At 71.3% G+C, this 12,477-nt stretch carries 12 protein-coding genes and 4 pseudogenes; 10 read left to right on the top strand and 6 right to left on the bottom strand.

The window, feature by feature from the left end:
• Positions 1 to 97: 97 nt before the first annotated feature.
• Positions 98 to 238, top strand: a pseudogene (locus tag RM445_RS22640) (NAD-dependent epimerase/dehydratase family protein); the annotation flags it as partial.
• Here RM445_RS22640 and RM445_RS22635 read toward each other — a convergent pair.
• A complete protein-coding gene (locus RM445_RS22635; protein WP_311558833.1) occupies positions 238 to 1,650 on the bottom strand; it encodes an FAD-dependent monooxygenase in 1,413 nt (470 codons plus the stop codon). The pseudogene RM445_RS22640 and the gene RM445_RS22635 overlap by 1 nt on opposite strands.
• Before the next feature lie 157 nt (positions 1,651 to 1,807).
• On the opposite strand from RM445_RS22635, the gene RM445_RS22630 reads away from it, so the two are divergent.
• The gene (locus RM445_RS22630) at positions 1,808 to 4,003 is read left to right on the top strand and encodes a helix-turn-helix transcriptional regulator (RefSeq protein WP_311558832.1); all 2,196 of its coding nucleotides are present in this window, start codon (positions 1,808 to 1,810) and stop codon (positions 4,001 to 4,003) included.
• A gap of 11 nt (positions 4,004 to 4,014) precedes the next feature.
• On the opposite strand, the gene RM445_RS22625 is transcribed toward RM445_RS22630, so the two are convergent.
• Both RM445_RS22625 and RM445_RS22620 read right to left on the bottom strand, forming a co-directional pair.
• Positions 4,015 to 5,442: a glycosyl hydrolase family 28 protein gene (locus RM445_RS22625; protein ID WP_311558831.1), complete on the bottom strand. Its 1,428-nt coding sequence runs from the start codon at positions 5,440 to 5,442 to the stop codon at positions 4,015 to 4,017.
• A gap of 92 nt (positions 5,443 to 5,534) precedes the next feature.
• Positions 5,535 to 5,816, bottom strand: coding sequence for an HAD-IA family hydrolase (locus RM445_RS22620; RefSeq protein ID WP_311558830.1), 282 nt, complete (start codon positions 5,814 to 5,816; stop codon positions 5,535 to 5,537).
• 118 nt (positions 5,817 to 5,934) lie between these two features.
• Between RM445_RS22620 and RM445_RS32445 the strand changes: the two genes are divergently transcribed.
• The 6 genes and pseudogenes from RM445_RS32445 (at position 5,935) to RM445_RS22595 (ending at position 9,362) form a co-directional block, all read left to right on the top strand.
• Positions 5,935 to 6,303, top strand: a complete 369-nt coding sequence (locus tag RM445_RS32445) for a hypothetical protein (RefSeq protein ID WP_397469386.1) — start codon at positions 5,935 to 5,937, stop codon at positions 6,301 to 6,303.
• Positions 6,276 to 6,545, top strand: coding sequence for a hypothetical protein (locus RM445_RS32440; protein ID WP_397469385.1), 270 nt, complete (start codon positions 6,276 to 6,278; stop codon positions 6,543 to 6,545). Before RM445_RS32445 ends, RM445_RS32440 begins: the two co-directional genes overlap by 28 nt.
• A pseudogene (locus RM445_RS22610) lies at positions 6,539 to 7,560 on the top strand (ABC transporter permease subunit); the annotation flags it as partial. The gene RM445_RS32440 and the pseudogene RM445_RS22610, both read left to right, overlap by 7 nt.
• Positions 7,557 to 8,624 carry an aldose epimerase family protein gene (locus RM445_RS22605; protein ID WP_311558829.1) on the top strand — a complete coding sequence of 356 codons (1,068 nt, stop codon included), beginning with the start codon at positions 7,557 to 7,559 and terminating at the stop codon, positions 8,622 to 8,624. The pseudogene RM445_RS22610 and the gene RM445_RS22605, both read left to right, overlap by 4 nt.
• 61 nt (positions 8,625 to 8,685) lie before the next feature.
• Positions 8,686 to 9,180 carry a DinB family protein gene (locus RM445_RS22600; RefSeq protein WP_311558828.1) on the top strand — a complete coding sequence of 165 codons (495 nt, stop codon included), beginning with the start codon at positions 8,686 to 8,688 and terminating at the stop codon, positions 9,178 to 9,180.
• Positions 9,180 to 9,362: a hypothetical protein gene (locus RM445_RS22595; RefSeq protein ID WP_311558827.1), complete on the top strand. Its 183-nt coding sequence runs from the start codon at positions 9,180 to 9,182 to the stop codon at positions 9,360 to 9,362. The genes RM445_RS22600 and RM445_RS22595 overlap by 1 nt, the downstream gene beginning before the upstream one ends.
• 7 nt (positions 9,363 to 9,369) lie before the next feature.
• Here RM445_RS22595 and RM445_RS22590 read toward each other — a convergent pair whose 3' ends face one another.
• From RM445_RS22590 to RM445_RS22580, 3 genes and pseudogenes are all read right to left on the bottom strand, one after another.
• Entirely contained in the window at positions 9,370 to 9,534 is a 165-nt protein-coding gene (locus tag RM445_RS22590) for a type 1 glutamine amidotransferase family protein (RefSeq protein ID WP_311558975.1), read from the bottom strand.
• Between the two features lie 103 nt (positions 9,535 to 9,637).
• A pseudogene (locus RM445_RS22585) lies at positions 9,638 to 9,820 on the bottom strand (DJ-1/PfpI family protein); the annotation flags it as partial.
• 58 nt (positions 9,821 to 9,878) lie between these two features.
• Positions 9,879 to 10,787: an arginase family protein gene (locus RM445_RS22580; protein WP_311558826.1), complete on the bottom strand. Its 909-nt coding sequence runs from the start codon at positions 10,785 to 10,787 to the stop codon at positions 9,879 to 9,881.
• A 257-nt stretch (positions 10,788 to 11,044) separates the two neighbouring features.
• Here RM445_RS22580 and RM445_RS22575 point away from each other — a divergent pair, with 257 nt between their 5' ends.
• Complete coding sequence (locus RM445_RS22575; protein WP_311558825.1) at positions 11,045 to 12,307, top strand: TMEM143 family protein; 1,263 nt, start codon at positions 11,045 to 11,047, stop codon at positions 12,305 to 12,307.
• A 68-nt stretch (positions 12,308 to 12,375) separates the two neighbouring features.
• Positions 12,376 to 12,477: pseudogene (locus tag RM445_RS22570) on the top strand (hypothetical protein); the annotation flags it as partial.

The raw sequence follows: 12,477 nt of genomic DNA, 5'->3' as shown, positions 1-12,477 counted from the left end.
CTGTGCCCAGGGGGCGGCCAGGTCGGGAAGGTCAGGCGATGACGCGAGCTTTACGGCCGCCGCTCGGTTCCGGTCGTGTGGACGCCCGCTCCCGCAGGCCCACGGCGTCGACCCCGCCGACGCGCCCGAGTACGCCGCACACAACGACCTCGGCACGGCCGTCCTGCTCGCCGGGATGCACGCGGCCGGACTGCGCCGGCTCGTGCTGGCCGGCTCGATGGTCGTCTACGGCGAGGCTTACGGCCGCCGGGACAGGCCCGCCCGGCCGAGCGCGGCGTCGAGCGTTGCGGGTCCGCCACGCCACGCCACGTGGGCGTCGGGACGGACCAGCGTCCACGGCATGTCGGCATCCGCCGGGGACGCCGGCACGACGTGGTCGTGGCTCCCGCCCAGTTGCGCACGGGCCGGGTCCGGCGCCAGGAGCACGTACCGTCCGTCGCGCAGCACCTCGTACAGCCGCCGTGAATCCGTCAAGGCGACGTCCGCCGCGCGAGGGGCACCCGGGTAGTCGATCCCGATGCCGGAGATGGTGCCCGCGGCCTTGTGGGCGACCGGCGGAAGACGCAGGGCGGTGCCCCCGAGGACGTTGCGCGCCAACCTGCCGGCCCGGGACTTGACCATCGCCATCCGGATGATCGCGCCGCTGCTGCGCAGCACGAGCCGACCGACGGGGTGCCGCTCGCTCTCGTAGGTGTCGAGCAGCCCGTCGGGTGCCCAGCCCTGCGCCGCGGCGGCAAGCTTCCACCCGAGGTTGGCCGCGTCCTGCAGACCGGTGTTCATGCCCTGCCCGCCGGCGGGGGAGTGGACGTGCGCCGCGTCGCCGGCCAGGAACACCCGCCCGACCCGGTAGCGCGGGGCCTGGCGCTCGTCGCTGTGGAAGCGCGACAACCAGCGCGCCTCCTGGATGCCGAGATCGGTGCGGAGCGCATGCCGGGTGACGTCGCGGATCTCGTCGAGCGTCACCGGCGCGGTGTCGGGCATCTGGTGGCGGCGGTCCCAGGCGAAGACGCGGTACCACCCGTCGCCGAAGGGCGCGACGAAGGCGAACGCGTCGCCGACCGCGTTGACCATGAGCGTATCGGCGGGCGGGTGGGCCAGCCGCACGTCGGCGAGCATGATCGACTTCAGCACCGACCTGCCGGGGAACGGCAGCCCGAGCGCGCCCCGGACGGAGCTGTTGACCCCGTCCGCGCCGACGGCGTAGTCCGCCCGGAGGACGCCGCCGTGGACGGTCAGCTCGACGCCGTCCGCGTCCTGGCGCAGCCCCGTCACCTCGGCGTCGCGCACGATGCGGACACCGGCTGCCGTCGACCTCTTCTCCAACGCCTGCTCGACGTTGTACTGCGGGGTGATCAGGAGGAACGGGAACCGCGTCGGCAGGGTGGACAGGTCGATCCTGATGCTGTCGAAGAGGCTCAGACGCTCGATCCGGGCGCCGCTGGCCATGACCTCGTCGGCCAGCCCTCGGGCGTCGAGGTGCTCCAGCGTCCGCGCATGGACGCCGAACGCCCGGGTCAGGTTGGACTCCGTGCCGCGCCGCTCGAGCACGGTCACGTCCACACCGGCCTGGGCCAGGTCGCCGGCCAGCAGCAGCCCGGTGGGCCCGGCCCCGACGATTGCGACGGTGGTCTGCAGTTCCCGATTCATCATGGACAGGACGATCGGGGCGAACCGGGTGCCCGCACACCACCCCGCGCGCCATGTACCCGGGGTACGCCGGCTGGCACAATCGCCGGCGGGTTGCGGCGCCACGCCGCAGGTCGGGAGCACTGTGACGTCGGAAAGGCCCCCGCGGCCACTGCTCGCCGTGAAACGCACGATCCCGCCGGTCCGCGACGGCGCGATCTCGCGCGACCGACTCGCCGAGCAGCTGCGTGCCGCCCGCACCCGGTTGACCGTGGTGGTGGCGCCCGCCGGGTGGGGCAAGACGACCCTGCTCAGTGCCTGGGCGACGGATCCCGACGAGAAGCGGCGCATCGCGTGGGTCTCGCTCGACGAGAACGACGACGAGCCGGCCCGGTTCTGGACCTACGTGCTCACGGCGCTGCGCGACGTCAGCGACGACATCAGCAGGGAGCCGCTCGACGCGCTCGGCGTGGCCGATCTGCCCGCCGTCGACCTCGCGCTGCCGGTGTTGCTGAACGAGCTGGCCGCGACGACGGCCCCGCACGTGCTCGTGCTCGACGACTTCCACGTGCTCGCCGATCCGCGGATCCACGAGGCCGTCGAGTTCCTCATCGCCTACCTGCCCGCGTCGTTGCGGGTCGTCGTCGCCGGGCGCGCCGACCCTCCTCTGCCGATCGCGCGCCTGCGGGCCCGCGGCGATCTCACCGAGCTGCGCGCCGAGCAGCTCCGGTTCCGACCCGACGAGGCGGCCGCCCTGCTGTCGAGCGTGGCCGGCGTCGACCTCGAGCGATCTGCCGCGACGACGCTGTGGCGACGGACGGAGGGCTGGGCGGCGGGGCTGCAACTGGCCGCACTGGCGCTCCGGGCCGACCCCGGCCGTCGGCGCGACGACGACCGGCACCTGCTCGACTACTTCGCGGCGGAGGTCCTGCCCGGGCTGGCCCCGCGGCAGCGCGACCTGCTGGTGCGGTCGGCGCCGCTCGAGCTGTTGTCGGGTCCGCTGTGCGACGCCGCACTGGACGTCGCGGGCTCGGCCGAGGTGCTCGACGAGCTCGTCCGGGCCGACCTCTTCGTCGCCGCCCTCGACGACGACCGGCAGTGGTACCGGTGCCACCGCCTGCTCCGCGACGCCTTGCGGCACCAGCCCGGGGCCGACCCGCACATCGTCCTGGAACGTGCCGCCGACTGGTTCGCCGGCCACGACCGCATCGACGACGCTGTCAGCCACCTGCTCGTGGCCGGACGCGACGCGGCCGCCGCCGCACTGATGCAGCGGTGCGCGGCGTGGTTCTTCGAGCGCGGCGCCGCCGCCGGCTACCTGCAGCTGGGCGAGCGGCTGTCGCGCTCCGCCGTGGACGCGGCGCTGGCGTGGTCGCTGGCCTACGCCGCGGCGCTGTGCGGCGACCGGGACGGCGTGAACCGCTGGCTCGACCACGCCGAGGCGACCGGCACTGCTGACACCGTCGTCCCCGGCTGGCGCAGCCTCCGGGCCGCCGTGCTCACCCTGCGGTCGAACTTCGGGATCACTGACGACGAGGCCTCCCGGACCATCGACCTCGCCCGGGAGGCACTCGCACTTGAGACGGCGGACGGCGCGCCCGGGCATCCGAACGTCCGGCCGGCGTTGGGCGCCGCGCTGGCCCGCGACGGCCGCTTCGACGAGGCCGCGACGTTCCTGCTCGGCGTGTGGCGCGAGCGGCACGCCGATTCCTGGCCTCCCTGGCTGGTGCTGATGGTCGCCGGCACGCTCGCGGTCTGCCTGGTCGAGGCGGGCCGCGGTGACGAGTGCGACCGGGTGCTGCGCGAGGCCGCTCCGCTCGCCGCGGTCGTCGAGCGTGAGCGGCGCGAGGCGAGCACACCGGGGATCGCCGCCCTGCGCCTCGCCGAGGGCAGGCGCCGCCACCAGAACGCCGACGCCGGGGCGGCCGTCGTCCAGCTGCGCAGGGCCGTGGCGCTCACCGAGCTGCACCCCCGGCCGAGCGTGCTGTCGCGCGGCCTGGTGTACCTCGCCGACGCCGAGCTCGCGTGCGGTGACCGCGCGGCGGCGCGGGCCGCGCTGTCGCGGGCGCGGGAGGTCGTGGAGAACGAACCGGTCAACGCCTTCGCGGTGCGGCTGCTGGAGGAGGCCGAGGCCCGCATCGGCCGGGGGACCGCCCGGGCCGCCGCCCGTTCCGGCGCGCTGATGGAGGAGCTGACCGACCGCGAACTGTCGATCCTGCGGGCGCTGCAGGGCACGGCCAGCCAGCGGGAGATCGGATCCGCGCTGTTCCTGTCGATCAACACGGTCAAGGCGTACAACAAGAGTCTCTACCGGAAGCTCGGCGTGGCCTGCCGGCAGGACGCGGTCGACGCCGCGCGGAACCTCGGCCTGATCTGACCCGCACGGGGCTAGGGAGTGATCGCCGGGGCTTCCGCGCCGTCGACCACCTCGACGTCTTCGAGCGGCCGTCCGGCGACGGTGCAGTTCTCGAACCGCACGCCTCTGATGCCCTGGCCCTTCAGGAGGATGTCGTTTCGGGCGGCCCAGGTGACGTTGCGCAGCGTGACGTCGGACACCGTTCCTGTCCCCGAGTCCAGCATCACGATGCCGAAGTTCTCGTTCTCGACGTCCGCCTCGACGCGGATGTCGACGAACTGCACATCGTGGATGCGTGCCTGGTCTCGGTGCTGAATGCTGAACGCCATCCCGGTGTTCGCGCGGACGATGTCGCAGTCCTGGAACAGGATGCCGCTCATCTCCGGGCAGTAGGTCTCGGTACCGATCTTCAACGCGTCGCCGCCCTCTTTGGCGGTGGTCTTCGGGTAGGTCTCGAGGACGCAGCCACGGACGGTGACGCCCGAGACGTTGCGCCTGCTGCTCTCCGTCGACTTGATCACGATGGCGTCGTCGCCGGTGGAGACGAGGCAGCTCTCGATCATGACGTCCTGGCAGCCGTTCGGGTCGATCCCGTCGCCGTTGACCTTGAAGCTGAAGATCTTGACACCCTGGATCACCAGGTGATCGCACTCGTTGTAGCGCGAGGTCCAGCCTCGCGGGATGTCACGGATCGTGATGCCCTCCACCCGGGCGTTCTGGCAGGCGTCCATCACGATGGTGTAGAAGTCGGCCTCGTCCTCCAGGGCGCGCGGGTCGCTCGACTCGTCGGGCTCCTGCAGGATCCCCCGGCCCCGGATGCTGATCCCTGCAGCGTTCTGCGCGACGACCCGGCCGATCACGAGCGCGCCCGGGGCGAGGTAGAGCGTGTCGTCGGCGTTCAGCGCGATCGTGCCGGCCTGGTGCGTGCCGGGCCCGAAGAACATGAGCTTGGCCGCGGCTGCGGTCGGCGGGTCCAGTTCCGGCTCGTCGACCGTCAGGTAGAGCGGGTCGCGCCGGCCGTCCGCGGTCGTGACGAAGACGATCAACTTCCGGGGACCGTCGCCGTCGACGGTGAAACGGACCGTCGTTCCGTCCCACGAGGGCGCCGGCCCCCGGTGCCGGGGGCTCACCGTCACCGAGTCGACCTCCTCGTCGACCTCGATGCGGATCGGCACCGGCCCGGTGGCGGCGAAGTTGGCCACGTGGACGGTCCGGGTCCGGGCGAACTCCTCGGTCCAGATCTCCACGTCGCCCGCGAACACCCGGAACACCGTGCTCGTGGTCAGCGAGTCGATCCGCGGGTACGGCACCACCGGCCCCGTGGCGATCGGGCTCTTCCTGACCAGGGCGTCCACCGCGGCCGCGCCCGCGGCCAGCCCGACCCCCGCCCCGATCAGGCCGAGCACCCGCCGCCGGGAGAACGGAGGCGTGGGCCACGCCGGCTCCGACGGCTCCCGCACAGACGGCCCTGACGACACGGCGTTCCCCCCATCCGATCCTGCTGCGCCGATCCTCCTCCTGGTCGTGTCGTGGAAATCTGCGGGCCGGAACCTCAGGCGAGGATCGCGGCCATCCGGTCCGCGTCGAGCTGCGTCAGGTCCGACAGGACCACGGTGGCCCGGGCCAAGGTCTCGGGACTCGGCTGGAAGCCGGGCCGTGGCACGGCGACGACCTTCGTCCCCGCCGCCAGCCCGGAGGCGATGCCTGCTTCCGAGTCCTCGATCGCCACGCAGTGCCTCGGGTCGGCTCCCAGCCGGCGACACGCCCCCTGTAGATGAAGGGATCGGGCTTGCCCACGGCGACCTCGTCTCCGGCGACCGTGGCCGCGAAACACGATCTTAGGCCGGTGCTCGTCAGGACGGTGTCGAGCAGTACCCGGTCCGACCCGGATGCGACGGCGAGCGGCCAGCGCGACGCCATCGCCTCCAGGGCGGCGCCGCACGGAGCTGGCAATGAGCGTGTTCGGGCACTCCTACGGCGTCGGGATCTCCGGGCGCCTGATCAAGGACGGCGAGCCGATCCAGGCCCGGACTGTGGCCGAGGCCATCGGGCACGGCATCGCCTACGCGACAGAAGACCGCAAGCGCTACGGGCTCAACCTCATCGACGAGATCAAGCGCAACGTCTCCGCCGCCCGGCTGCACAAGCTCGCCCGCCACGGGTGGGTGGACGACAACGAGGAGTACCGGGTCGCGGAAGGCTTCCGGCGCAGCATGAACATCAAGGCGCCGACCGTCGCCAGCGTCACCGGAAAGCTCAGCGGCGGGAACCAGCAGAAGGTCGTCCTGTCCAAGTGGATCTTCATCGATCCGACGGGCTGATCCTCGACGAGCCCACCCGCGGCATCGACGTCGGCGCCGAGTACGAGATCTACACGATCATCAACCAGCTCGCCGACGAGGGGAAAGCGGTACTCGTCATCTCCTCCGAGCTGCCCGAGCTGCTGGGCATCTGCGACCGCATCTACGCCCTGTCGGCCGGCCGCATCACCGGCGAGATCGACCGCGCGGATGCGACCCAGGAACGCCTCATGCAGTTCATGACCCAGGCCACCACGGGATGATCCTGATCATCATCGCCGGGCACATCGACCTCTCCGCGGGCTCGGTCGTCGCGGCCACCGGTGCGGTGTCCATGGTGCTGATGGTGAACATGGACCTGCCGTGGCCGCTCGCGGTGCTCATCACGATCGTCGCCGGCGCCGCGATCGGCGCCTTCCAGGGTTACTGGATCGCCTACTTCGGCATTCCGGCGTTCATCGTGACCCTCGCGGGCATGCTCGTGTTCCGGGCGGTGACCCTGACGGTGCTGGGCAACCAGGGCGTCGGCCCCTTCCCCGACACCGTGCGCACCCTGTCCAACGGCTTCCTCCCGGCCTTCCTGGGCAACGTCGGGCTGGGCCCGCTCGGTGGAGCGGACCTGTTCACCCTGCTCGTCGGGCTCGCCGCGGTGCGGCCATCGCGTTGTCGCAGTGGCGCGCCCGCAGCGCCCGGCTGGGCTACGGCCAGGTCGTCGACCCGTTTCCCGTCTTCGTCCTCAAGATCGCGGCGCCCGCGGTGGCGCTGATGGCCGTCGTGGTGCAGCTGGCCCGGTTCCGCAACCTGCCGTGGGTGCTGGTGCTGCTCGCCGCCCTGGTCGTCGGCTACACGCTGTTGACCACCCGCGCGGTGTTCGGCCGCCACATCTACGCCGTCGGCGGCAACCTCGCGGCGGCGACGTTGTCCGGGGTGAAGGTCAGGTCCGTCACGTTCTGGATCTTCGTCAACATGGGTGTGCTCGCGGCGATCGCCGGAATCATCTTCGCCGGCCGGCTCAACCAGGCGTGTCCCACCGCCGGCACCTCCTTCGAGCTCGACGCCATCGCAGCGGCGTTCATCGGCGGCGCCGCGGTGCAGGGCGGGGTGGGCAAGGTCGTCGGCGCGATCACCGGCGGCCTGATCATGGCTGTGATCAACAACGGGATGTCGCTGATCGGTGCGCCGAGCGAGCGGGTGATGCTGGTCAAGGGGCTGGTGCTGCTGGCAGCCGTGGCGTATGACGTGTGGACCAAGCGTCGGGCGGGAGCGGCATCGCGATGACGGATCTGTCGGTCGGAGATCCCGGGCCGGGTGCGGCGCCCGTCGGTACGGACCTGATCGAGCTCGGAGGGTCCGCGCTCCAGGTCGGCGTCGTCGCGCTCGGCGCCCGGCTCGCGGTGCTGCGGGCCCCCGACCGCGACGGGACCTTCGCGGACGTGGTGCTCGGCCTCGACCCGGACGGCTACCGCGACGACCGCGCGTTCCTCGGCGCGACGGTTGGCCGGTTCGCGAACCGGATCGACGGCGGCACCTTCGTCCTCGACGGCCGCCGCCACACCGTTCCCTGCAACGAGAACGGCGTCGCCCTGCACGGCGGACCCGACGGCTTCGACCGGCAGGTTTTCGCCGCAGACCCGGTCGTCACCGGCCCGGACGGATCCCGCTCGCTCACCCTGCGGCGCACCAGCCCGGACGGGGAGAACGGCTTCCCCGGCACGCTCGACGTCGCGGTCGCCTACGCCGTCCGGGGCGCCGAGCTGCACATCGAGCACACGGCCACCACGGACGCGCCCACCGTGGTCAACCTGACCAACCACGCCTACTTCAACCTGACCGGCCACGGCGGCACGGTCGAGGGGCACCGTGTGCGGATCCCGGCGGACCACTTCCTGCCGGTCGACGACCGGCTGATCCCGACCGGCGGGCCCGCCCCGGTCGCCGGCACCCCCTTCGACCTGCGCACACCGACCCCCCTGGGTCGGCACCTGCGTGCCCCGCACCCGCAGCTGGCCCGGACCCGGGGTTACGACCACACCTTCGTCATCGACCGGCCCGCCGGGGCGGACCTCGCACTCGCCGCCCACGTCGAGGACCCGGGCAGCGGCCGGACCCTCACCGTGCTCACCGACCAGCCGGGCGTGCAGTTCTACTCGGGCAACTTCCTCGACGGCACGATCCGGCTGCGCGACGGGACGGCCGTGCGCCAGGGCGATGCGTTCTGCCTCGAGCCCCAGCATTACCCGAACTCCCCGAACGAGCCCGACTTCCCCAGCACCGTGCTCCGGCCGGGCGAGCGCTACCGCTCACGGATCGTGCTGCGTTTCGGGCTGATCGAGCCGCGCTGAGAAGAACTCTGCGATCAGGTCCTACGATCGCCGACGTCGCCGCGGCGTGACGGGAGGGTTGATGGGCTCGTTCGACGTGCTCCTCGACGACGAGCGCACCCAGCTCGACGCGTTCGTCGAGGAGTACCGCAGCGCCCTCGAGGCGACCCTCGACGGCCTCACCGAGGAGCAGGCCCGCCGCCGGCTCGTCGCGTCGGCGACGACGTTGCTCGGGCTGCTCAAGCACGTCACATGGATGCAGCGGGTGTGGTTCGAGGAGTGCGTCGGCGGCACGTCCCGCCGGGAGCTGGGCCTGGTGCAGAGCCCGGACGAGTCCTTCCGGCTCGCCGACGACGACACCGTCGCCTCCGTCACGGCGGCCCACCGGAAGGCCTGCGCGACGGCCCGGGCGGCGGTCGCCGACCTGCCGCTGGACGCCGTCGTGACCGGCCACCGGACCGGGCCGCGCACGCTGCACTGGGTGTACCTGCAGGTCCTGCGCGAGCTGGCCCACCACTGCGGGCACGCCGACATCCTGCGCGAGCAGGTGCTCGCCGACCGACCGTTGGGGGAGTAGTGCAGCATCAGTACGCGTCGCTGTGGGTGTCGGCCGAGGGGGAACCCGGTCCGACGAACGACGATCTGCAGCAGCACATCGACGAGTGGAACAACAGCGGCTGGTTCGTCGTCGGCTACTCGACCGAGAGAGTCGACGACGGCAGCATGCTGCACAACTTCATCTGGCGGCGCGACACCTAGACACGGTCTACACGTCCGCTGCGTAGGGCGGCGCCGGCTCGTACTGGATGTAGCGCTGCGTGGCGCGGGCGTGGGCGGGCGAGTGGAGCTGACCGACCAGCCACAGCGCCATGTCGATGCCGGCGGAGACGCCCTGGCTGCTCACCACGTTGCCGTCGCGCACCCACCGCACGTCGCCAGCGCAGCAGCACCGGGTTCTCCGCGCCGAGGAGGGTGCCCTCGCCGCCGGGGACGACGACCACGTCGAGCGGCGGATGGTCGGCGAAGGAGACGTCCGGCAGCACGCGCATGCCCTTGCGGCACCGCACCGGATCGAGCCGCTCCGCCACGAGCACCACGCGGTCCGGCGGTGCGCCGTCCTTCTCGAGCAGCGCCGACGACGCGGTAAGCACCTCCCACGGACCGACGAAGTCGAGTTCCTCCGCGCCGTCGAACACCGGGATCCCGATCGTGCTCATCGCACCCACTCCACTCGGTCGACCACGCTGCGGACAACTTCTCGACGAGCGTGCATGGTCAGCCGGTCCACCGGGCGAGTACGGCGGTGAGCGCGGCGACGAACCGGGTCAGCGCCGTGGTGTCGCCGGCGGCGCGGGTGGGGTTGAGCTCCCCGATGGCGAGCGCGCGGCACCGTGGGTCGGACACGACCACGTCCAGGGCCGCGCCGAGCTGGTCGAGCGTGGGCCCGATGTTGCGACCGCTGGTGTTCTCGGCCAGTGGCGCGTCGGTGAAGTCGAGGACGTCGACGTCGACGTGCACGGCGAACGGCGCGTCGGGCAACGCCCGGAGAGCCGCTGCGGCGGCGCCCGCCGGGTCGGCGATCATCTCGGCCTGAGTGGTGACGCCGATGTCGAGCGCGGCAATCTGCTCGCGTTCGAACTCGGTGGACTGGGTCGGGTCGGTTCCCAGGAACGCGAGCCGTCGCGGGTCCAGAACGGGGCGGGTGGCGAAGGCGCCGGCGAACTCGTCGCGGCTGCCGGGTAGGTCCAGCGCGTGCGCGAGGCCCATCCAGTCCAGAGCGCCCTCGATGGTGGTGCCCGGGGTGTTCATGTCGAAGTGTCGGTCGATGTAGAGCAGTCCGCACCGCTCGTCGAGGGCGGCATCGAGGCCGGCCAGCAGCCCCACGGCGATCGTGCAGTTGCCACCGAGCACGAGCAGGCGGCGGTCGTCGGCCATCAGCCGCGGGACGTGGTCGGCCAGTTCCTGGACCGAGGCCACGACCTGGCCGATGTTCTGGGCGAACCGGTCGTCCCGATCGGGCGCCCACACCTGAGCGGTGAGGTCCCCGGCGTCGTGGACGTCGATGCCGGCGGCGGCGAGTGCCTCGACGAGCCCCGCGTGGCGGAGGGCGCGCGGTGCCTGGTCCTGACCTGCGGCGTAGCTCCCGGCACTGCTCGGTACGCCGATCATCGTGAGAGTGCGCATGACGAGGAGAAGTCTAGGGCGACCCGGTGGCCTTGATCGGCAGTTCGGGGACATGAGGCTCATATATGAAGCTCATGTCCCCGTTTCGTCGATCTTGAGCTACCTGGGTGCGCGCTGCCCCTCTCGGCACCGCCGATGCCCACATCGCGTGGCGACTTGCCCGGGGTCGCCCGTCCGGACGGCTTGTGGTGCACTCCCCGGGACACGGGTCGCGTCCTCGGGCGGCTGGTGCTGATGCACGTGCAGAAGGGCCCGCAGTGACCGGTGAGCGATTCATCCCGTTCCGCAGGACCAGCATCGTCACGATGTGCGCGGACGAGGTTCCGGCCGAGGAGCGGGAGTCGTTCCTGGCCTTCACCGAGCTGCTGGCCAGCCTCATGCACCAGGAGTTCCGCACCCGGCTCGAGGCGCTGAAGGACACCTACCACCCGTTCAACCCGGACACCGAGACGCGCACGATCGTCGAACTGGGCCCCGCCGAGCGGCAGGCGGCGCAAGAGCACCTCGTCGACGAGCTCACCGCCCTGGCGGAGGACGCGAACTTCGAGCGCATCAGCACCGACGACCTCGGCCGCGCGTTCGTCGAGGAGTCGTTGATGAAGGTCCGGCTGGAGGCCGACTTCGACGACTTCGAGGAGGTCGTGTTCTACCGCCGCGGCGTGCGCACCCGCCAGGAGGAGGTGACGCACCTGTTCGGCCTGCGGCGGCGGACCATCGAGTTCACCAACTACGCGAAGGTCCTCGTCTACGTGAAGTTCAAGGACGCGGAGCACTTCGAGGCGAAGGGCAAGGACGTCGAGAGCCTGCCGTTCACCCCGGGGTCGACGATCATCAAGCTGTTCCAGGACGTGCCGCGTGCCGACCTGGAGATGCTGTTCCCCAACGCCCAGGTCCGGATGCGGCTGATCGACAAGCTGCTGATCGGCGTTCCCGCGGTCGTGTCCGGGGTCGTCGTGGTCGTCACCAAGCTCATCGCGTCACTGCTCCCGGTTCTGCTGCTCCTGGGTTTCTGGATCGGAGTGCGCCGGGAGCCCGTGGAGCTCAACCAGGGTCAGCTCGTCGCGCTCGGGGCGGCGCTGGCGGCCGTCGGCGGCTTTCTGGTCCGCCAATACACGAAGTTCAAGAACCGCAAGATCCAGTTCATGAAGGCGCTCTCGGAGAGCCTCTATTTCCGCAACCTCGACAACGACGCCGGGGTGTTCCACCACCTCCTGGACGCGGCCGAGGAGGAAGAGGTCAAGGAGGCGGTGCTCGCCTACCACTTCCTCCACGCGGCGGGGCGGCCGTTGACCGCCGCTGAGCTGGACCAGCGGATCGAGGACTGGTTCGTCCAGAAATGGGACGCCACGTTCGACTTCGAGGTCGACGACGGTGTGGGCAAGTTGCGTCGGCTGCGGCTGATCGACGACGGCGGGGAGGGGCGGTTGGCCGCCGTGCCGTTGGACGAGGCCAACCGTCGCCTGGACCAGACCTGGGACGATCTGTTCGCCTACAGCTCGTCACGTCAGGGGAAGGCCTGAGGCGCCAGCTCCTTGCCATCCCGCAGGATGGTGGTAGGCTGGTTTGCAGATGGGGAAGAGGTGACGGCATGGCTGAGGTCGACAAGAGCGAGAAGATCACCATCAACATCGGGCTGGTCGACCTGGGCCAGATCGATCTGCTGGTCGACGAGGGGTTCTACGCCAACCGC

The organism is Pseudonocardia charpentierae, from assembly GCF_031845345.1.
GTDB lineage: Bacteria > Actinomycetota > Actinomycetes > Mycobacteriales > Pseudonocardiaceae > Pseudonocardia > Pseudonocardia charpentierae.
Note: the sequence above shows the minus strand (reverse complement) of the source record. Positions and strands in the feature narration are given on the sequence as shown.

What these genes read in the sequence shown, in the direction of transcription:
- RM445_RS22605 (WP_311558829.1), top strand. Translation starts at nt 7,557, where the DNA reads ATGACGGATCTGTCGGTCGGAGATCCCGGGCCGGGTGCGGCGCCCGTC.
- RM445_RS22580 (WP_311558826.1), bottom strand. Translation starts at nt 10,787, where the DNA reads ATGCGCACTCTCACGATGATCGGCGTACCGAGCAGTGCCGGGAGCTAC.
- RM445_RS22635 (WP_311558833.1), bottom strand. Translation starts at nt 1,650, where the DNA reads ATGATGAATCGGGAACTGCAGACCACCGTCGCAATCGTCGGGGCCGGG.
- RM445_RS32445 (WP_397469386.1), top strand. Translation starts at nt 5,935, where the DNA reads ATGAGCGTGTTCGGGCACTCCTACGGCGTCGGGATCTCCGGGCGCCTG.
- RM445_RS22600 (WP_311558828.1), top strand. Translation starts at nt 8,686, where the DNA reads ATGGGCTCGTTCGACGTGCTCCTCGACGACGAGCGCACCCAGCTCGAC.